The 17,965-nt window shown below is 64.1% G+C and carries 23 protein-coding genes; 10 read left to right on the top strand and 13 right to left on the bottom strand.

The window, feature by feature from the left end; genetic code table 11:
* Positions 1 to 29: 29 nt before the first annotated feature.
* Positions 30 to 1,184 carry an aminotransferase class V-fold PLP-dependent enzyme gene (locus KBY73_RS04540; protein ID WP_254935907.1) on the bottom strand — a complete coding sequence of 385 codons (1,155 nt, stop codon included), beginning with the start codon at positions 1,182 to 1,184 and terminating at the stop codon, positions 30 to 32.
* Between the two features lie 95 nt (positions 1,185 to 1,279).
* On the opposite strand from KBY73_RS04540, the gene KBY73_RS04545 reads away from it, so the two are divergent.
* Entirely contained in the window at positions 1,280 to 2,086 is an 807-nt protein-coding gene (locus KBY73_RS04545) for a mechanosensitive ion channel family protein (protein WP_254935908.1), read from the top strand.
* On the opposite strand, the gene KBY73_RS04550 is transcribed toward KBY73_RS04545, so the two are convergent.
* From KBY73_RS04550 to sppA, 11 genes are all read right to left on the bottom strand, one after another.
* A complete protein-coding gene (locus KBY73_RS04550; protein ID WP_254935909.1) occupies positions 2,083 to 2,256 on the bottom strand; it encodes a hypothetical protein in 174 nt (57 codons plus the stop codon). The two genes, KBY73_RS04545 and KBY73_RS04550, sit on opposite strands and share 4 nt — an antisense overlap.
* 156 nt (positions 2,257 to 2,412) lie before the next feature.
* A complete protein-coding gene (locus KBY73_RS04555; RefSeq protein ID WP_254935910.1) occupies positions 2,413 to 3,378 on the bottom strand; it encodes a hypothetical protein in 966 nt (321 codons plus the stop codon).
* 99 nt (positions 3,379 to 3,477) lie between these two features.
* Positions 3,478 to 4,977 (bottom strand): AAA family ATPase, encoded by a 1,500-nt coding sequence (locus KBY73_RS04560; RefSeq protein WP_254935911.1) that lies wholly within the window; start codon positions 4,975 to 4,977, stop codon positions 3,478 to 3,480.
* 10 nt (positions 4,978 to 4,987) lie between these two features.
* Positions 4,988 to 5,527: a DUF177 domain-containing protein gene (locus KBY73_RS04565; protein WP_254935912.1), complete on the bottom strand. Its 540-nt coding sequence runs from the start codon at positions 5,525 to 5,527 to the stop codon at positions 4,988 to 4,990.
* Between the two features lie 3 nt (positions 5,528 to 5,530).
* On the bottom strand, positions 5,531 to 6,658 hold the full coding sequence (gene yidC / locus KBY73_RS04570; protein ID WP_254935913.1) for a membrane protein insertase YidC: 1,128 nt from the start codon (positions 6,656 to 6,658) through the stop codon (positions 5,531 to 5,533).
* A 53-nt stretch (positions 6,659 to 6,711) separates the two neighbouring features.
* A complete protein-coding gene (locus tag KBY73_RS04575; protein WP_254935914.1) occupies positions 6,712 to 7,119 on the bottom strand; it encodes a PH domain-containing protein in 408 nt (135 codons plus the stop codon).
* A complete protein-coding gene (gene rnpA / locus KBY73_RS04580; RefSeq protein ID WP_254935915.1) occupies positions 7,116 to 7,499 on the bottom strand; it encodes a ribonuclease P protein component in 384 nt (127 codons plus the stop codon). Before rnpA ends, KBY73_RS04575 begins: the two co-directional genes overlap by 4 nt.
* Before the next feature lie 5 nt (positions 7,500 to 7,504).
* Positions 7,505 to 7,642 carry a 50S ribosomal protein L34 gene (gene rpmH / locus KBY73_RS04585; protein WP_006170261.1) on the bottom strand — a complete coding sequence of 46 codons (138 nt, stop codon included), beginning with the start codon at positions 7,640 to 7,642 and terminating at the stop codon, positions 7,505 to 7,507.
* A 113-nt stretch (positions 7,643 to 7,755) separates the two neighbouring features.
* The gene (locus KBY73_RS04590) at positions 7,756 to 8,349 is read right to left on the bottom strand and encodes a DUF2808 domain-containing protein (protein ID WP_254935916.1); all 594 of its coding nucleotides are present in this window, start codon (positions 8,347 to 8,349) and stop codon (positions 7,756 to 7,758) included.
* 88 nt (positions 8,350 to 8,437) lie between these two features.
* Entirely contained in the window at positions 8,438 to 8,815 is a 378-nt protein-coding gene (gene aroH / locus KBY73_RS04595) for a chorismate mutase (protein WP_254935917.1), read from the bottom strand.
* Positions 8,812 to 9,624: a signal peptide peptidase SppA gene (gene sppA / locus KBY73_RS04600; RefSeq protein WP_254935918.1), complete on the bottom strand. Its 813-nt coding sequence runs from the start codon at positions 9,622 to 9,624 to the stop codon at positions 8,812 to 8,814. Before sppA ends, aroH begins: the two co-directional genes overlap by 4 nt.
* A 58-nt stretch (positions 9,625 to 9,682) precedes the next feature.
* Here sppA and KBY73_RS04605 point away from each other — a divergent pair, with 58 nt between their 5' ends.
* From KBY73_RS04605 to KBY73_RS04625, 5 genes are all read left to right on the top strand, one after another.
* Positions 9,683 to 10,618, top strand: a complete 936-nt coding sequence (locus KBY73_RS04605; protein WP_254935919.1) for a DMT family transporter — start codon at positions 9,683 to 9,685, stop codon at positions 10,616 to 10,618.
* Positions 10,618 to 11,694 (top strand): glycosyltransferase, encoded by a 1,077-nt coding sequence (locus tag KBY73_RS04610; RefSeq protein ID WP_254935920.1) that lies wholly within the window; start codon positions 10,618 to 10,620, stop codon positions 11,692 to 11,694. Before KBY73_RS04605 ends, KBY73_RS04610 begins: the two co-directional genes overlap by 1 nt.
* 59 nt (positions 11,695 to 11,753) lie before the next feature.
* Positions 11,754 to 12,002, top strand: a complete 249-nt coding sequence (locus tag KBY73_RS04615; protein WP_254935921.1) for a type II toxin-antitoxin system Phd/YefM family antitoxin — start codon at positions 11,754 to 11,756, stop codon at positions 12,000 to 12,002.
* Between the two features lie 8 nt (positions 12,003 to 12,010).
* Positions 12,011 to 12,400, top strand: a complete 390-nt coding sequence (locus KBY73_RS04620; RefSeq protein WP_254935922.1) for a type II toxin-antitoxin system VapC family toxin — start codon at positions 12,011 to 12,013, stop codon at positions 12,398 to 12,400.
* A gap of 95 nt (positions 12,401 to 12,495) precedes the next feature.
* Entirely contained in the window at positions 12,496 to 14,274 is a 1,779-nt protein-coding gene (locus tag KBY73_RS04625) for a glycosyltransferase family 39 protein (RefSeq protein WP_254935923.1), read from the top strand.
* On the opposite strand, the gene KBY73_RS04630 is transcribed toward KBY73_RS04625, so the two are convergent.
* On the bottom strand, positions 14,268 to 14,816 hold the full coding sequence (locus KBY73_RS04630; protein WP_254935924.1) for a DUF721 domain-containing protein: 549 nt from the start codon (positions 14,814 to 14,816) through the stop codon (positions 14,268 to 14,270). The two genes, KBY73_RS04625 and KBY73_RS04630, sit on opposite strands and share 7 nt — an antisense overlap.
* Positions 14,817 to 14,903: 87 nt before the next feature.
* Between KBY73_RS04630 and KBY73_RS04635 the strand changes: the two genes are divergently transcribed.
* The 4 genes from KBY73_RS04635 (at position 14,904) to KBY73_RS04650 (ending at position 17,961) form a co-directional block, all read left to right on the top strand.
* Complete coding sequence (locus KBY73_RS04635) at positions 14,904 to 15,677, top strand: PspA/IM30 family protein (protein WP_254936210.1); 774 nt, start codon at positions 14,904 to 14,906, stop codon at positions 15,675 to 15,677.
* Positions 15,678 to 15,756: 79 nt separating this feature from the next.
* Complete coding sequence (gene trxA, locus KBY73_RS04640; RefSeq protein ID WP_254935925.1) at positions 15,757 to 16,077, top strand: thioredoxin; 321 nt, start codon at positions 15,757 to 15,759, stop codon at positions 16,075 to 16,077.
* Positions 16,064 to 17,257: an aminotransferase class I/II-fold pyridoxal phosphate-dependent enzyme gene (locus tag KBY73_RS04645; protein ID WP_254935926.1), complete on the top strand. Its 1,194-nt coding sequence runs from the start codon at positions 16,064 to 16,066 to the stop codon at positions 17,255 to 17,257. Before trxA ends, KBY73_RS04645 begins: the two co-directional genes overlap by 14 nt.
* Complete coding sequence (locus KBY73_RS04650) at positions 17,254 to 17,961, top strand: biotin--[acetyl-CoA-carboxylase] ligase (protein WP_254935927.1); 708 nt, start codon at positions 17,254 to 17,256, stop codon at positions 17,959 to 17,961. Before KBY73_RS04645 ends, KBY73_RS04650 begins: the two co-directional genes overlap by 4 nt.
* Positions 17,962 to 17,965 lie beyond the last annotated feature (4 nt).

Genomic DNA, 17,965 nt, shown 5'->3' on the forward strand with positions numbered 1-17,965 from the left:
TATTGGCATCGCGCCTTCCGTGCGGACTTTTAGAGATTTGCCAGCAAGTAGTCAATCTCAGCTTCGGTGCTGGTGATGTGGGTGCAGGCCCGCAGGCAGTGGGGATCGTCGAGGCTGCGCAGCCAGATGCCTTGCTCACCTAGGCGCTTCACCACCATTTCCGGATCTTCCCCGCTGATTTCAAAGCTGACTAGCCCCGCTGGTGGCGGCACCTCCAACAGCGTGCGGGCGCGCGGGTTTGCCTGCAGTCCTTGCCAGAGATAGCCGCTGCGCCGCTTAATCAGGGCCAAGCGCTCTTCGGCGGTGCCTTCCGCCTCCAACAGGTGCAGGGATTGCTCAAGACCAGCGCAAAGGGGTATGCAGGAGGTGGCTACTTCAAAGCGCCGGCTGTCCGTGTGAAATTCGCTCTGGCCGCTGGCTTCGTGGCTGAGACTGCGCCAGCCGATCAAAGTTGGTCTGGCCTCGCGCACCACCCGCTCCGATAGGGCTACTGCTCCCAGTCCCTCGGGGCCACAACACCATTTGTGGCCGGTGCAGCCGTAGATGTCAGCGGCGGCTGCACCGGCTTCGATGGGGATGGCCCCAAGGGATTGGGCCCCGTCCACCAGCAGCCAGGGATGCTTGGGGTGTGAGCTGAGCTGGCCGGCTACCGCTGCAATCGGCATCACCTGGCCCGTGTTCCAGAGCAGGTGTGAAAGCACAACCAATCGGGTGGCGGGGCTGAGCTGGCGATCCAATCGCTGCAGCACCTGCTCGTTTGTGTCATCGGCAGTGCCGCGCAGATCCGCCACCGGCAAGGTGGTGAGCACAAGCCCTTGGCGGTGGGCTAGTTCGCGGCAGGCGGCCACCACCCCCGGATGCTCGCAGTCGCTGATCAGGAGTTCGTCGCCTGCCTGCCAGGGCAGGCCCCAGAGCGGTAGTACGCAGCCACTGGTTACGTTTTCGCTGAAGGCCAGCCGGTGCGCCGGCACGCCAAACCAGCCAGCCAGGTGCTGACGCAGCTGGCTGGTGGTCTGTTCCACAAAAGGCCACACCGCTCCGGTAAACGGCCCCAGCTCCTGGATTGTGCGCCAGGCGGCCGTGATGGCCTCCAGGGACGAGCTCGGCAGGGGTCCCTGGCCGCCGTAGTTGAAGTAGGTCTTGTTGGCTAGCGCTGGTAGCTGGGCGCGGAAATCAGTTGGCATCAGGAGCGTTTATTTGCTCGGATCCTGGCATTGCATTGACGATCGGTCGATTGATCCGTGAAGATCCAGTTAGTTCAATCTATGAATTGTTGGCAATGCCAATTCCAGATCTGTCAGTGCTCGTGGCCTCCACGATTGTTCCCTTTATTTTGAAATTGGTGGGGGCAGTAGCCCTTTGGATCGCTGGTGGCTGGCTGATTCAGTTGGCAATGCGCATTATGCGCAAAAGTTTGCGTCATAGCAGCCTGGATGTGACGGTTGTTGGTTATCTGATCAATATCCTCGCTGCGGTTTTGCGAGTGATCTTGGTGGTAGCGATACTCGGCTTCTTTGGTATTCAGACAGCCAGCTTTGCTGCCCTGCTTGCTGGTGCCGGCGTAGCCATCGGGGCGGCCTGGAGTGGCATGCTCGGTAACTTTGCGGCTGGTGTTTTTCTGCAGATTTTCCGCCCTTTCAGTGTTGGTGACTTCATCACAGCTGCTGGCATCACCGGCACAGTGGAGGAAATCGGCATGTTTGTGACTTCGCTGCTAGCCCCAGACAATGTCCGCAACATCGTCCCCAATGGCAAGTTGTTTGGCGACACCATCCAGAACTATTCGGTCCATGGTTACCGTCGTGTTGAGCTAGTGGCCCAGCTCGACAATTCCGCTGATGTAGGCCGTGCCATTGCCCTGCTAAAAGAAGGCATCAAGCAGGTGCCTAATCAGTTTGCTGGCATGGAAGCAGACGTCGAGGTGCTCGAGTTCAGTGAGCGTGGTCCCCGGTTGGCGGTGCGTCCCTACACCCACACCAACAACTACTGGCAGGTGTATTTCGACACCAATCGCATGATCATCGACGTGCTCGGTGCCAATGGCTTCCCCGTGCCCAGGATTCCGCTGGCGATGGGCGCTAACTAGAGCACCTGGCCAACCATTACGGCGGCGATTGCTGAAAAAAGCGTGATACCCAAGGCGGTGAGCGGGTTCTGTCCCTGAGCCACCGCCACGGTGGTTACGATCCCTGCCCCAAGACAGGCCACCGCCAGTTGGTTAAGCACTTCAGGGCGGCTGTTTGGAGTGGGGCTCACGGATGCTCGGGCGGCTTGGGCCAGAACGTAGAGGTGATTTCCCTCTACGTCCCTGGTTGGCGCCGAGCTTGTTACCTAGTGTCGGAGTTCGTTACTCGCCGACATCACCGCTTCTTGGTAAGCCGCTGCTGAATCGGTAGGGGCTTGATTTCAATGTCAAATCCCTCCGCTACCAAAAGTTACCTGGCAAGCGGCATTGATCAGCTGAGCTTCCGCAGGGGTGGTGGGTACGCCGCCATTAAGCAAGCCTTGCTGGCAATCGGCTTCCATCTGGTAAGTGCCATAGCCATTATTGACGGCGAAGCTCACCCCGGACTGCGCCATGGGCTGAACACTGCCGTAATACAACTGCCAATTGGTGTTCGGCACAAGAACGTAGGCCTGCTGGCGAGCAATAGCTCGATCAATGGCGCTATTTATTATGGCTGCCGTTGTTAGGGCGGTGACTCCCCATACAACGGATTGGCCAAGCCACCAGCCCCAGGGCGGCGAGCTGGACACTCCATACCAACTGCCACCCCATGGCCTGTTGTTGTACCAACCTGAACTTCTTGCCCAGCCTGGGTTGTTGTAGTAGTTGTTGTTGACAACAACTCGTCGGGTCCAGATGTCGCGATTCTTGCGATTGTATTCGCGCCAGTTATTGCTATTCCAGTCTTTCCACTGGTTTTTGTCCTTAGCTCTTCGATCGTCCCAGCCCTGGTCATAGCCGCGTTCGTAGCCTTTTTCCTTGCCTTTTTCTTTGCCATATTTAAGGCCTTCCTCGTAGCCCTTCGTGGTGCCTTTTTCGTATCCCTTTTTCTTGCCCTTTTCCAGTCCCTCTTGATAGATGCGCTCTCGTTCTTTCTGATTTATATTTTGACCTTGTTTGTTGTCTTTGCCTGAATTTTGTTGCTTATCCTGTTGATTTTTTTTCTTTTTCTTTTTCTTTTCGTCTGCGTCTGCGTCCTGGTTCGCGATCCTTTGCCAGCCAGATGCGCCAGATTCTGAGGTGGTTGCCTCTGCGCTGGCTCTGTTAGCTGCCAAAACCGGTAGAGATCCTGTGCTGGCCATCAGTAGGGCCATCGCCAGGGAAGGAGCGGCGAGGCGATTGTTTGAGATCGGCAGGAATGGGAATCCCATGGTTGTCTCCTCGTTGGCTAGGTGTTGCGTTAATTCTGCTACTGATCTAGCTACGACCCACGGCCTTCATGTTGATGGGCATACCCGTTGTGAAACTGGCTAGCCCTGGCTGTTGGCTATTCCATTGGGCAGGGAAGCGGGCCTAGCCCGGCCGCCGCTGGCCCAGGCCTGCAGCGCCTCCAGTTGCTCCCTTGCGGTGCGCGAAAGGGGCACCACCTGGCTAGCGGCAGCGATGAGGTCGGCTTCGCCGAATTCCCGCTGCTCGGCGAAGGCCAGGTGCATGGCCTCGATCACGGTCTGCTCCAGTTCGGCGCCTGAGAATCCCGCAGTGCGATCTACCAGCACTTCCAGGGTGATGGTGTGCTTTGGCCGGCGGCGACGCAGCTGCAGATCTAGAATGGAGCGGCGTTCGTCAGCGCTGGGCAGATCCAGCAGGAAAATCTCGTCGAAGCGCCCCTTGCGCAGCAGTTCGCCTGGCAACTTGTCGACCCCATTGGCAGTGGCTACCACAAATACAGCGCTGGTTTTCTCTGCCATCCAGGTGAGCACCGTGCCCAGCACGCGCTGGCTGGTGCCCCCATCGCTGCGGGAATCGCCCCCAAAGCCTTTGTCGATCTCATCTATCCAGAGCACGCAGGGCGCCATCGCCTCCGCCCGCTGGATCATGTCGCGGGTGCGGGCCTCTGAAGCCCCAACCAAGCCGGCGAATAGCCGGCCCACATCCAGGCGCAGCAAGGGCATGCTCCAGCTGTGGGCTATCGCCTTGGCGGTGAGCGATTTGCCGGTGCCTTGGGGGCCCACCAGCAGCACGCCCCGGGGTAGGGGCAGGCCGTAGCGCATCGCTTCTTCGCTGAAGGCCATGTGGCGCTGCTCTAGCCAGTGCTTGAGGGCTTCGAGTCCACCGATATCGGCGGGGCTGGCCTCGCTTGGGCAGTACTCCAGCAGCTCGCTCTTGGCGATCGCCTGACGTTTCTCCTCCAGCACCTCGGCTAAATCCGCCTCCCCGAGTTGGCCGCGCCGCGCCAGGGCCCTGGCAGCTAGCTGGCGCACCCGCTGCTCACTGAGGCCGTGGCAAGCGGCGGTGAGCTGTTCGCACACAGCCGGTGCCATCGGGTAACCACTGGCGCCAGCAATAGTGCTGAGCAGTTGACGGATCTCTTCGGCATCAGGCAGGGGTAGGTCCAGCAAGGTGATGCTGTCTTCCAGTTCCCGGGGAATGGCCCAGTCGGGGGCTGTGATCACCAGGGTGCGGGGTGCCTGGCGCAGGCTCGAGGCCAGGTTGCGCAGCCGGCGGCAGACACCGGCGTCTTCGCAGTAGCGGTGAAAATCGCGCAGCACCAGCAGGGCCCCCTGCTCAGGCGGCAGGGGATCGAGGCAGGCCAGGGCAGCCATTGGGTTGCGAGTGGCCTCGCCGCTGCGGTTTGGGGCACCGCTCAAGCCATCAATGAAGTCCCAGCGCAGCAGGGTGCGGCCGCCCAGCCGCTGGGCGGCTTGCTCCAGCAGGCCATCAACCCGTTCCTCCTCGAGGCTGCGGATCCACAGAATCGGCGTGCGGGCCCGGATCAGTAGATCGAGTTGGTCGGCCCAGCTGTCTGTCACGGAGGGAGGCTCAGGGGTTCAGGCCCTGCAGGGCGCTCCAGCGGGAATCGATGCCGTCGCCGTCGCTGCTCCAGGTGGCTGGACCAGGGCAGTCTCTGCCGCAGTGGTTAACGATCGGTAGCAGCAGGTTTAGTTGCTCAAATACCCAGTGTTCTGGATCGAAATTGCCCCTGGGATCGAGCTGCTCCATCAGGCCGCTGTCGTCAGCCTCGCCCTCCATTGCCATCGAGTCGGATGGGATTGGGGCGGGTTCGCCGATCCAAAGCAGTTCCTGGTTGCTGGCGCGCAGGGGATGGTTGAAGTGCTGGAGGCAGCGGTCGCAGCAGAGGGTGACGATCGTTTCTGCTTTGCCCACCACCTCCAGCACGTTGCCTCGATGGCTGGCGTGCAGTTGGCCGCGAACCGGTGTGAGGCTGGCTAGACCCTCGATGGTTTGGTCAATCTGCCAATGGCGCCCAGCTTCCAGGTGCCGCAGATCCGAGATGGGAACAGGTCTAAGCCGCTCCCCGCCAATCTGCTCAGATTGATCTGGCCGCGGTGAATTGGACACGGGTCACTTCTTGCCCTTGGGTTCGAAGGGCAGGCGACCGCCGCTGGCAGACACAGTCACGGGTTGTTGCGCCATTTGCTGGTCAAGGATCGCCTGCAGGTTGTCGGGCAAGGCTTCACGGCTGAGCAGGAAGGTCTGCAGGGCCTGGAAGATGTTGGCCACCACCATGTAGAGCAGCACCCCAGCCGGCAGGGGGAAGAACAGGAACATGCCGGTGATCATCACCGGGGTGATCTTGTTGGCGGTGGATTGCTGAGGATTGGCGGGCATGCCCATGCCAGAAAGGATCTGGGAGGCAAAAAGGCTGGCGCCGAAACCTGCCACCAAGATGGCGATGTCCCAGTTCACGGCGCCGTCGGTCATAAAGCCCACCTGGCCGAGGGCCTTGATGAACAGGAAGCCGCTGCGGGCTGCCAGACCGGGGATCTTGGCCTCCACGGTGGCGTCGCCGGTGCCTAGGGCCGTGATCGTGCCATCAGCTGCCACGCTCACGACGCCTTCTCCCTTGGTCACGCTCCAGGCGGGGGTGTAGGCGTCGCCGTGGTCGATGCCCTGCAACACCGAAGCAAAGCTCGAGCCGTCTTTGGTGTGCAGCTTCACCTGGGCCGAATCACCCACCCCCAGCTTGGTGCCGCCTTCGAGGCTGGCGATCACCGGCACGTGGGTGGTTTCGGTAACGAAGATCGAATGGCTGGCGCTGTTGAAGGGCTTGGGCTCGACTGCGGCGATTTGCTCAGCGGGCAAAACCTTGAGGTTGAGGGTGTAGGGCACATCCGCGAAAGGTGAGCCTCGCAGGGTGGCGAACAGTGCAAACAGGATCGGCATCTGCACTAGCAGGGGCAGGCAGCCAGCCAGGGGGCTGCCGAACTCCTTCATCAGTTGGCCCAGCTCCTCCTGCTGCTTCTGGGGGTTGCTGGCGTATTTGGCCTTGATCTCGGCCTGCCGCTTCTGCATAGCGGGCTGGGCGATCCGCATGCGGCGGGCGTTGCGGATCGAGCCAGCGCTGAGCGGGAACAGGGCGAGGCGGATCACCACTGTGAGGGCGATGATTGCCAGTCCATAGCTGGGCACCAATCCGTAGAAGAAATCGAGGATTGGGAGCAGCAGGTTGTCGGAGATGTAGCCGATCACGGCAGAGGGGCTCTCGAGGTAGGGGGGAGCGTGGGCTCAGTGTGACTGATGGTCTAGGCGGCCATGCCCTTGGGTGTGGAGCTTTTGGCTTGGCGGCGCTCCTCGATGTAGGCCTCGAGCTCCCGGAACCCTGGCACTGCGCGCATCTCGAGCTTGGAGCCGTCGTTGAGCACCAGCACCATGTCGCCCCAGAGGCCGAAGCCGCGGGGCACACTGCGCACCTCCCTGATTTGGCTGTACACAACCTGGGTGCGGTCGCGCCCCAGCCAGCCACCATTCACCTCAATGCGGCGACTGGTGATCCGGAAACGCAGCCATAGAGCCCGCACGATCGCTCCAACGGCGAAAGGAATGCCGATGAGGGTGAGCCCGAGCACCAAATTGAAGATCAGATCTCCCTTGGCGGGCCCGCCTTCGTAGAAAACGCTTTCCTGAATGGAGGCGGTGGGGGCAGTACTCATCGCGTCAGGCCTGCTTGGTGAAGAAGTTGACTGCATTCTCCCAGCAAGGCCTGAGGGCATTGCTCAGCGCTGCCGGGTTTGAGGCTGAGTAGCAGCCAGAGGCAGCGCTGGCCATCGCCGATTTGCTGGGCAAGTAGGTGCTCGTGCAGCAGGCGGCGCAGGCGATTGCGGCGCACGGATCGTTTGTGCACCTTGCTGCTAATCACAATCCCGCAGCGCCAGCTGCTGGGGGGACTTGACTGCTGCTTTGTAGGTAGGAGTTGGGGCAGGGCGTCCAAAACGCGGAGCAACAAAAAAGGGCCGTGCGTTTTGCGGCCCTTCTGATACACACGGTCAAACACCCGTTGCCCCTTGAGCCGGTGGCACTGGGGCAAGGCCAAGGCTCTTAAACGGCGAGGCGGGCCCGGCCGCGGCGGCGGCGGGTGCGGATTACGCGGCGGCCTGTGTGGCTGCGCATGCGCACACGAAAACCAGATACGCGCTTGCGCTTACGACTTGTTCCTTCCAGGGTGCGCTTGGTCATGGCTGGCTCTTCGCTGCGCTTATTGCGTCGGTAATGGGCGTAAGGGCCAACCTATCAGGCGGGGTTGGCACCCCCCCCCAGTCAGTACCGCCCCTACTCAGTACCGGCTCAGCTCAGTTGTTAGGTGGATCGATCTGAATCAGCCAGCTGCCCAGGTAGCCGGCCATCGGCACGTCGCCGGGGGCTTGGGCTAAGGCATTGAACTGATACATCCCGATGTTGAAGGGATTGAAGATGTTCATGTACACCCCGATGGTGCCCGTGTCTGGTATGGGGGTGTCTGGGAAAATCTCAATAGCGCTGCCGTTGGCTGCTACTTCGATCGTGGCTGGAATGGTCTCCTTGCACCTGGTGCGAGACATCATGCCGCCCTCACTCATCTTGCATAGCTGGATTCGCTTGGGGTCAATTTTGGCGTCGAAATAGCTTGGGATGGTTATGCTTAATTTGAGAATTGCGGTTTTGCGATCTTTTGGTCTAAGTATCAAGTAGTACTCCGAGCGCTTGAGGCGCTGGGTGTCGGTCATGAAGAAGTAGAGCTTGCGGTAGTCCTTGGTGTTATCCCAGCGGAACTCCATCAGGCTGGGTGTGCCTTGGGCCAGGCTCGGCTGGATACCGGTGCTAAGGGCAACTGCTCCAGTAACGAGAGCGGCGCTGGCGGCCAGGGCCGGGAGAGCGAGTTGGTGGCGAAGGCGAGGGAAACCCATCAGGGCTGCATCATTAAGTGATTCGATTCTCAGCAGGGAGCTGCTGCCCCGGTGCCTGAGGTGGCCGGCCCCAAAGGTGGCGGCGGGCCTATGGCTGAGCCCGATCGGGACGCAGGCCAGCTGCCTCGCGCAGGTAGGGGTGCACCGGTATCTGCTGCGGTTGCAGCCATGCATGGGCCAGCAGTCGGATGCAGCGAGGTAGATCGCCGGCTACTTCCATTTGCTGGCAATCGAGCAAAGCCACCTGGTCCCAGCCTGGCTGGCGCCTGGCGATGGCCGCTGGGAAGCAGGCATCGAGATCCCGGGTTACCGAAAAGGTCACCGACACCAGCTGCTCGCCTTGGAGTCCATTGCGCTCCATCAGGGCATCCACAAGCTCCTTGACGCAGGCTTGAATCGCCTCGACACTGTTCAGCTCGGCGGTGGTGGCCCCGCGCAGGGCCCGCAGCACAAAACCAGCGTTCATGGCCTGTATAGCCACAGGGGTTGACCGCTCCAGGCCAGTTCCAGGCTGAAGCTCTCGATCAGCTGGCGCAGTTGGCTGCGGCCCGGCAGCACACCTCCAAAGCGTTTGGGCGGGGTGCCAAAGGTGATTGGGCGGGTTTTCTCAGGGTCGAGGCCGGCCAGCTCGGCGGCCAGGCGCCTGGCCGTCTCCTCGTCACCTAGCACGTCTACTAAACCCAGCTCCAGGGCTTGGGCGCCGCTGAACACCCGTCCATCGGCGAAGCCGCGCACCGTTTCTTGGTTAAGCCCCCTTCCCGTTGCTACGGCCTCCACAAACTGGTGGTAGCTCGAATCAATAAGACTCTGCAGCAGTTTGCGTTCCCCTTCGCTGAGAGAGCGATCCGGCGAAAGAATGTCTTTGTAGAGACCGCTCTTGACGGTTTCAAAGCTCACGCCCAGCCGCTCCAGCAGCTTGGAGAGGTTGTTGCCCCGCAGAATCACGCCGATCGAGCCGGTGATCGTGCCTGGGTTGGACACAATTTTTTCGGCGGCAACTCCGATGTAAACCCCGCCTGAGGCGGAAATGTTGCCGAAGCTGGCCACCACCTTGCAGCCCTTCTCTCGTAGGCGCAGTAGGGCGCTGTAGATCTCCTGGCTGTCGCCCACGGTGCCGCCGGGGCTATCGATGCGCAGCAACAGAGCAGGACACTCCCGTTGCTCCACCTGGCGCAGGGCCTTGATCACCCGGCTGCGGGTGGGGCCGGCGATTGGTCCTTCGATGGCAATGCGCGCCAGGGTGCGACGGGTCTTGCGGCGCCAGGGCCAGGGCATTTGGGATAGGTGAAGTGGTTGGATCTTAAAAACAAAGCCTTCGCCGGCCAGGAAGCTCATGCCCCAGGCCCTGCGATGGCCCTTGATGTTGCTCCCTTTTGCGCTGTGGGGCACGGCGATGGCGGCGATGCGGCCCCTGCTGGAATCCGGCAGTCCCCTGCAGGTGGCAAGCCTGCGGCTGCTGCCCGCGGGGGTTCTGGTGCTGCTGGCCGCCCTGTTGCTGGGCCGCTCGCTGCGGGTGGCTGCCGTTGATTGGCCCTGGTTACTGGCCTTTGCCCTGGTGGACGGCAGCCTCTTCCAGGGGCTACTGGCTAGGGGCCTGGGCCAAACCGGGGCGGGCCTCGGTTCGGTACTTATTGATTCTCAGCCCCTGCTGGTGGCTCTGCTGGCCCGCAGTTTGTTTGGGGAGGCGATCAATCCGGTGGGCTGGGTGGGTCTGCTGCTGGGGTTGCTAGGCATTCTTTGCCTGGGTTTGCCGGCACCGGTGCTGCGCCACTGGTGGCTCGATGGTCCGGTCGCCCTTGGCGAACAGGCCTGGAGCCATGGGGAGCTGTGGATGCTGGCGGCTGCGGCGGCGATGGCCATCGGCACGGTGCTGAGTCGCTACGCCAGCCGCCAGAGCGATCCGGTGGCAATTACCGGCTGGCACCTTCTGCTTGGTGGTCTGCCGCTGCTGGGCGGGGTCGCCTGGGAGGGGCCCCTGCTGCCCAGCTGGAGCCTGGGAGAATGGGGATTAATGGCTTATGCCACCGTGCTCGGCAGCGCCCTGGCCTATGGCCTCTTTTTCTGGTTTGCCAACAGTGGTGACCTCACAGGTTTCACCGCTCTCACCTTCTTAACTCCCGTCTTCGCCCTGCTCTGTGGGGTTTGGCTGCTTGGTGAGCAGTTGCAGCCGCTGCAGTGGCTCGGGGCCCTGCTGGCCTTGGTGTCGGTGCTGTTGATCAACCGGCGCCAGCAGCTCTGGCGCGGCACCTCCCTGCTGGAGCAGCCCTGATGCGGATCCTGGTGGTGAGTACTCCGGTGGGAGCCCTGGGCAGTGGCCGCGGCGGTGGTGTGGAGCTAACGGCCTGCGCCCTGGTGGCGGGGTTGTTGGGGCGGGGCCACCGGGTGACGGTGCTGGCGGCCGAGGGGTCGGTGTTGCCCAGCTCCTGCCTCGCCGCCGAACTTTGGACCAGTAGCGGCAGCTCCCAGACCAGCGCCCAGCACCAGCAGCGCAATGCCGCGATCACGATGCCGGCCGATGGCCTGCTGCAGGCCTTCTGGCGGCGGGCGCTATTGGAGGGGCCTGGGGCCGGCTTTGAGGCGGTGATCAACCTGGCCTACGACTGGCTGCCTCTCTGGTTGACGCCCATAGCGCCCCTGCCCCTGTTTCACCTGGTGAGCATGGGTTCGGTGAGTGAGGCGATGGATTTGGCGATTGCCGAGCTGGCGGCTTGGGATCAGCGGCGCCTTGCTTTTCATACGCGCGTTCAGGCGGAGGATTTTTGTTTGCCCCAGGCGCCGGTGGTGCTGGGCAATGGCTTTGACCTAGACGCCTATGGCTTCTGCGCCGAGCCTGAGCCGCTGCTCGGCTGGGCCGGCCGGGTGGCGCCGGAGAAGGGGCTGGAGGACGCGGCGGCGGCGGCGGCCCAGCTGGGGTTACCCCTAGCGGTGTGGGGTTTGGTGGAAGACCAGGACTATGCGGCAGCGGTGGAGGCGTCGGTGCCGGCTGGCACCCTGCAGTGGCGGGGTTTCTTGCCCACCGATCAGCTGCAGCAGCAGCTGGGCCATTGCCAGGCCCTGCTGAATACCCCCAAGTGGAATGAGGCCTACGGCAACGTGGTGGTGGAGGCGCTGGCCTGCGGTGTGCCGGTTGTGGCCTATCGCCGCGGCGGCCCTGGCGAGCTGGTGCAGCCGGGTTTCACCGGACTGCTGGTGGAGCCGGACGACGTGACGGCCCTGGCTGCGGCGGTGGCGCAGGTGGGCGCGATCGAGCGGCGTGCCTGCCGGGCCTGGGTGGAGGCCAACGCCACGCGGGCGGTGCTGGCGCAGCGGGTGGAGGCGTGGTTGCTGGCTGGTTTGGGTTTGTGAAAGGCGATATGGATTCTTAGTCGACTAAGCTGGTCAAATCTGGGAGGCGGATTACAGCCATGCGGCAGGTAAACATGCACGAGGCCAAGACCCACCTATCGCGGCTGGTTGATGAGGCAGCAGCGGGGGAGCCGTTTGTGATTTGCAAGGCCGGCCGGCCCATGGTGCGCGTCACCCCCCTCAGCGAGGCAGGCGCTGCTGCGGCACCACTGCGGCGCCTGGGCCTGCTGGTCGGCCAGTGCCAGGTGCCCGACGACTTTGATCAGCTGGGCGCCGCCGAGATCGCCGATCTGTTTGAAGGCGCCTGAGGCCAGCGATGCGCATATTGCTCGACACTCATCTTCTGGTGTGGGCGATGGGCTCGCCCGAGCGGCTGTCAGCGGCCCTAGCGGCGATGCTGCAGGATCCCGCCAATACGCCTGTGTTCAGTGTGGCCAGCCTGTGGGAGCTGGTGATCAAACAGGCGCTGGGGCGGCCGGATTTCCGGGTGGAGCCAGCCTTGCTGCGCCGAGCCCTGCTTGATGGCGGTTGGCAGGAACTGCCGATCCAGGCCCATCACGCTCTGGCTGTGGCCGCACTGCCGCTCCTGCATCGCGATCCCTTTGACCGGCTGTTGCTGGCCCAGGCCAGCGCTGATGGCCTGCTTTTGATCACTGCCGATCAGCAACTTGCGGCCTATCCGGGGCCGGTGCGGCTGATGGGCTGAATGGGCGCTTCAGTACGTTGAATGCTTCGGCAAAACGCCCTCTGCCACAGCGCTTAACGCCAGAACTGCCAAGCGCTGAGCCCCCACCGGCGACGTTGGCCCGCCATCGCCTGGTCTTGCTCTGCACCCTGGCGATCGGCTTGCTGCTCTTCGTGTGGCAGCTCGGCAGCACCGGGCTAGTGGATGAAACACCGCCGCTGTTCGCCGCCTCGGCGCGGGCGATGGCTGAAACGGGCGACTGGCTGATTCCCCGCGTCAACGGCCTGCCCCGCTACGACAAACCGCCGCTTGTGTATTGGCTGATGGGGGCCCTTTATGCCCTGCCGGGGCAGCAGGCTTGGAACCCCCTGGGCACCTGGGCGGCGCGGCTGCCCTCGGCCCTGGCCAGCGTGACCTTGATGCTGGGCCTGGCCCACACGCTGCTGCGCTGGCCCCAACGCTCCCGGGCCCCAGGAGCCACGGCGCTGGCGGCCGCCCTGGCCTACGGCCTTTCGCCCCTGGCGTTGGTCTGGGGCCGCATTGCCGTGAGTGATGCCCTGCTGGCGGGGTGTTTGGGGTTCAGCCTGCTGCTGAGCTGGCGCTGCTACGCCGCAGGCGGGCGCCGCTGGTGGCAGACCTGGCTGGTGCTGGGGCTGGCGGTGCTGGCCAAGGGGCCGGTGGCGGTGCTTTTGCTCGGGCTCACGCTCCTTTTATTTGGCTGGCTGCAGGCGGATCTGGGCGGGCTGTGGGCGCGGCTGCGGCCCCTGCCCGGGCTGGCACTCACCGCCCTGGTGGCGCTCCCTTGGTATGGCCTGGCGCTGCTGGTGGAGGGGGAGCCGTTCTGGCAGAGCTTTTTTGGTTACCACAATCTGCAGCGCTTCACCGCGGTGGTGAACAACCACCTGGCGCCCTGGTGGTTCTTCGGGCCGGTGCTGGTGATCGCCAGCTTGCCGGTCACTCCCTTGTTGCTGCTGGGGCTGGCCCAGGGCCTGGGGCGCCTGCGCTGGCGTTGGCTGCCGGCCGAGCCCCTGGCGCCAGAGCTCTCCCTGCAGCGCTTCGCCGCCTGCTGGCTGCTGGCGGTGTTGCTGTTTTTTACGGCGGCTGCCACCAAGCTGCCCAGCTACTGGCTGCCGGCCACGCCGGCGGCGGGCCTGCTGGTGGCCCTGGCGGCCCAGCGGAACGGTCGCTGGGCCTGGGGGCTGAGCCTGCTGCTAACGGCGGTGGTGGCCGGGGGCTTCGCGGCAGGCCCCCTGTGGCTGCCGCTGATTGAGGCCCCCGAGATGCCCAGCCTGGTGGCTGAGTTGTCGGCCGCGCCCTGGGTGCCCCTAGGTGCGGCCTTCTGGGCCTTGGCCCTGCTGCTGGGAGCCTGGGCGGGCTGGCGCAAGGACGCTCTGGCGGGCCTGCTGGCCCTGCAGCTGCCGCTGGCAGCGTTTGTGCCGGCGGTGTTGCTGCCGCTGGTGGAGTTGGGGGATCGGCTGCGGGCCGCCCCGGTGCGGGAGCTCGCGGCTGAGGCCCGCTCCGCCGGCCGGCCCAGTGAGCCCCTGGCGATGCTCGGCATGCTCAAACCCTCGCTGCACTACTACAGCCGCCGGGTGGTGATCTTCGAGGGTGATGAGCCCCAGCATTTGGTGAACCTGGCCGATCGCCTGCGGCATGAGAGCCGCCCAGGCCAAGCCGCCAGCACGCCGGCGCAGCAGCCGAGTGTGTTGGTGGTGATTGATTCCGGCACCGCCGCCCAGCCCCACTGGCAGGGACTTCAACCCCAGCTATTGAGTCGCCGCGGTATCTACGCCCTCTGGCGCCTGGAGCGCAGTCGCCTTGAGCAGCGGGCGGCCCAGCTGCGCGCAAAGGGTTTGAGCCCCGATTGGCGCGATCCGAGGCCCGAGCGCTACTGAGGCTGCGCGTCTTCTAATGACTGGGTCAGCTGCTTTTGCCGACAGAAACTGCAATGGCCCCAGCGGGCCATCTCACCGGCGGGGGCCGGGCTGGTGCAGCGGGGACAGCTAGCCATGCCGTGGACGTCCACCCGGCTGGGATGGACGCTCCACACTTCTTCTTCCTGCTGGCGGCCGGGGGGCACGGCGGCGCTGGGGTGGTGCTGCTCCAGGCGTATGTCGCGCACGGTGAAGCCGTTGGCGCGTAGGGCCCCCAGCAGTTGATGGCGGTTGTATTGGAGCGCTTGCAGCCAGGGGCCAGGGGCGGCGCCCACGGTGAGCAGGCCGCTGTGCAGCCGCAGGGGCCGGCAGTGGGGTGCCAGCTGGGCGCCGGCGATGCGGGGCCAGGCCTGCCATAGGGCTGCCAGGTGGCCGCCCTGCTGCCAGCTTTGCTCCAATTCCCGCAGGCAGCTGGCCAGGGCGCTGGCGGGCTGCCGGGGTGGCGGCATCAGCAGGCTCAGATTGCCGAGTTGGCGGGTTTGCTGCCGGGGGGCCTTGGCCATCACTTGACCCTATCGGCGGTGCGGCAATCCCGCTGCTGAATCAAGCCAAACCCTGGCTAACCTCAAGCCTTGCCCCTGCAGCCTCCGATGGGCTTCTTTGACCGCCTCAGCCGCCTGATCCGCGCCAACGCCAATGCGGCGGTGGGCGCGATGGAGGACCCTTCCAAGATTTTGGATCAATCGGTGGCCGACATGCAGTCGGACCTGATCAAGCTGCGCCAGGCGGTGGCTACTGCTATCGCTAGCCAAAAGCGCATCCAGAATCAGGCGGAGCAGGCCGATTCTCAGGCTAAAACGTGGTACGAGCGCGCTGAACTGGCTCTCAAGAAGGGTGAGGAAGACCTGGCCCGCGAAGCCTTAGGGCGCCGCAAAACCTGCCAGGACACCGCCACTGCCCTCAACACTCAGCTGCAGAGCCAGGCGGGTCAGGTGGAGCAGCTCAAAAAGACCTTGGTGTCACTTGAGAGCAAGATCGCCGAGGCCAAAACCAAGAAGGACATGCTCAAGGCCCGCGCCCAGGCGGCCCAGGCCCAGGAGCAGCTGCAGAGCGCCGTGGGCAGCTTGGGCACCAACAGCTCCATGGCCGCCTTTGAGCGCATGGAGGAAAAAGTGCAGACCCTGGAGGCTCGCAGCCAGGCCGCCGCTGAGCTGGCTGGAGCAGATCTGGAGAGTCAGTTTGCAGCGCTTGAAGGGGCCCCGGAGGTTGACGATGAATTGGCGGCTTTGAAAAATCGCCTGGCCGGTGGGACACCGGTATCCCTGCCCCTGGCAAACTCAGCTGCTGCCCAGCTCGAGCCGGTAAAGGTGAGCGAGGTAGACCCGGAGCTTGAGGAGCTCAAGCGTTCGATCGACAAACTCTGAGCGGCTTGGCAGTTCGTCTCCGGCCGGCTGCCCTGCTCCATACAATCGCCGTACGCATACGTTTTTAAGGGCTGCTGTCGTGTCTGTCGTTCATCTCACCGATGCCAATTTTCAAGCTGAGGTGACTGATTGTTCTACGCCCGTGCTGGTGGATGTATGGGCGGAGTGGTGTGGTCCCTGCCGGCTGATGGCTCCAATGATGGAGTGGATTGCTGCTGAATATGCGGGTCGTCTGGTGGTGGGCAAGCTCGAAGCAGACGCCAACCCCGCCATTCGCGATGGCTTGCAAATCCAGGGGCTGCCCGCCCTGATCTTGTTCCGAGATGGCAAGGAACTGGCTCGCCACGAGGGTGCCATGGCCAAACCTCAGCTACAGGCTTTTGTGGATGCCCATATCTGAGCGCCTGTCGCGTCTTGGCAGCGGCGTTTTCGCCCGCAATGACCAGCGCAAATCGGCCTACGCATCTCGTGCCGCCAGCCGGGGTCTTTCCCCACTGCTCGACCTCTCACTCGGCTCCACCGACCTGCAACCCCCCGAGGCGGCCATCGAGGCGATCGCTGCCCAGCTTGGTCAGCCTGCCAGCGCCTCCTACTGCCTTCACGCAGCGACCCTGCCCTTTCGCTCGGCAGTGGCCGATTGGGCCCAGCGTCGCTTTGGGGTGAAGGTCGATCCGGAGACGGAGGTGCTGTTGCTGGTCGGTTCCCAGGAGGGCACGGCCCACCTGCCCCTGGCGGTGCTCAACCCAGGTGATCGGGCCCTGCTGCTCGATCCCTGCTACCCGTCCCACCTGGGTGGCTTACACCTGGCTTCCGCTGAGCCGGTGTTTTTGCCGCTCGATCCCGAGGCGGGCTGGCGACCGGATTTTGATGCCCTCAGCCCTGAGCAGTGGGACGACTTGAAGTTGATGGTGCTCGGCTACCCCCACAACCCCACCGCTACTACGGGCCAGCAGGTCTGGCTGGATGAATCGGCGGAAAGGGCCTTTCGCCATGGGCTGGTGCTGGCCCACGACAACCCTTACGTGGATCTGGCCCTCGATGGCGAGGCGCCGGCCCTGTTGCGAGCACCCCATTGGCGCGACTGCGGCATTGAGTTTTTCTCCTTTTCCAAGGGCTGGTGTTTGGGGGGCTACCGGTTGGCTTTCGCCATCGGTGCCGAGTGGTTGATCAGCGCCTTGCGGCAGCTCAAGGGGGTGGTGGATTTCAATCAGTCCCTTGCGCTGCAGGCCGGGGCGATTGCGGCGCTTGAGCAGGCTCCCCATTGGCCTGGTCAGTTGCGGCAGGAATACCGGCAGCGACGCGATCGCATGGCTGACGCCCTGGAGGCGGTGGGCTGGCCGGTGCGGCGGCCCTCAATGGCGCTTTATTTGTGGTTGGAGTTGCCGCCCCAGGCGCGTGAGCGCAGCTGGGGTAGCGAAGAATTTTGTGCAGCCCTGCTCGAGTCCACCGGTGTGGCCCTGACCCCTGGCAATGGCTTTGGCTCCGGAGGCGAGGGCTGGTTGCGCCTTGCCCTGGTGCATCCGGTGGCCGAGCTCGAGGCTGGTGCGGCCCGCATCGGCGCCTGGCTGGCCACCCTTTGAGCTGGCAGCTGCGCCGCCTGCCGGTGTGTGCCAGCACCGAGATCGAACTTGCTCGCTGGCTGGAGCAGCGCCAGGTCGCTGGCTTGTCACTGCAGCGGCTGGCGGTAACAGCTCGGCGCCAGCGCTTTGGCCACGGTCAGCAGGGGCGGCCCTGGTTGTCGCCGGCGGGCGGGCTCTGGCTAAGTGCGGCCCTTCCTTGGGCTGGGGCTTTGCCTGGAACGGCCTCCCTGGGCCTTGCGGTGGCGGTGGGGCTGGCCCAGCAGCTCGAGGCCCTGGGGCTTGCGGTGCAACTCAAGTGGCCCAACGATTTGCTCGTGGGGGATCGCAAAATCGCGGGGTTGTTGCCCCGCTTGCGCTTGCGGGGCCAGCGGATCCGCGCTGCCCAGGTTGGGGTGGGTCTCAATGGTTGCAACCGGGTGCCGCCTGGAGCCCTGTCGGTGGCAGAGGCCCTCGGCTGCCGGCAGGGCCACCCCCTGGCGCGGCCAGAGCGCTTGTTGCCCAGGGTGCTTGCTGGCCTGGAGTGGGCTGCGGCCCATGCCCAGCAGCCTTGCGAGGTGCGCGCCGCCGCCGAGGCCCGGCTGTGGCGCCCACCGGCGGGCTGGTTGCACGACGGTGAGCTGTGGCAGGTGCTGGGTCTGCATGCCGATGGCCGCTTGCGCCTCAGCCGGCAGGGGCGGGAGCTGGCCCTGCAGCGCCACTTCTGAGGCC

The sequence above is a fragment of the Cyanobium sp. Tous-M-B4 genome (assembly GCF_024345395.1).
GTDB lineage: Bacteria > Cyanobacteriota > Cyanobacteriia > PCC-6307 > Cyanobiaceae > Cyanobium_A.

Coding starts and splice junctions, on each gene's coding strand:
- KBY73_RS04540 (WP_254935907.1), bottom strand. CDS start 1,184: ATGCCAACTGATTTCCGCGCCCAGCTACCAGCGCTAGCCAACAAGACC.
- KBY73_RS04545 (WP_254935908.1), top strand. CDS start 1,280: ATGCCAATTCCAGATCTGTCAGTGCTCGTGGCCTCCACGATTGTTCCC.
- KBY73_RS04555 (WP_254935910.1), bottom strand. CDS start 3,378: ATGGGATTCCCATTCCTGCCGATCTCAAACAATCGCCTCGCCGCTCCT.
- KBY73_RS04575 (WP_254935914.1), bottom strand. CDS start 7,119: ATGAGTACTGCCCCCACCGCCTCCATTCAGGAAAGCGTTTTCTACGAA.
- rpmH (WP_006170261.1), bottom strand. CDS start 7,642: ATGACCAAGCGCACCCTGGAAGGAACAAGTCGTAAGCGCAAGCGCGTA.
- KBY73_RS04590 (WP_254935916.1), bottom strand. CDS start 8,349: ATGGGTTTCCCTCGCCTTCGCCACCAACTCGCTCTCCCGGCCCTGGCC.
- aroH (WP_254935917.1), bottom strand. CDS start 8,815: ATGAACGCTGGTTTTGTGCTGCGGGCCCTGCGCGGGGCCACCACCGCC.
- sppA (WP_254935918.1), bottom strand. CDS start 9,624: ATGCCCTGGCCCTGGCGCCGCAAGACCCGTCGCACCCTGGCGCGCATT.
- KBY73_RS04605 (WP_254935919.1), top strand. CDS start 9,683: ATGCCCCAGGCCCTGCGATGGCCCTTGATGTTGCTCCCTTTTGCGCTG.
- KBY73_RS04610 (WP_254935920.1), top strand. CDS start 10,618: ATGCGGATCCTGGTGGTGAGTACTCCGGTGGGAGCCCTGGGCAGTGGC.
- KBY73_RS04615 (WP_254935921.1), top strand. CDS start 11,754: ATGCGGCAGGTAAACATGCACGAGGCCAAGACCCACCTATCGCGGCTG.
- KBY73_RS04620 (WP_254935922.1), top strand. CDS start 12,011: ATGCGCATATTGCTCGACACTCATCTTCTGGTGTGGGCGATGGGCTCG.
- KBY73_RS04630 (WP_254935924.1), bottom strand. CDS start 14,816: ATGGCCAAGGCCCCCCGGCAGCAAACCCGCCAACTCGGCAATCTGAGC.
- KBY73_RS04635 (WP_254936210.1), top strand. CDS start 14,904: ATGGGCTTCTTTGACCGCCTCAGCCGCCTGATCCGCGCCAACGCCAAT.
- KBY73_RS04645 (WP_254935926.1), top strand. CDS start 16,064: ATGCCCATATCTGAGCGCCTGTCGCGTCTTGGCAGCGGCGTTTTCGCC.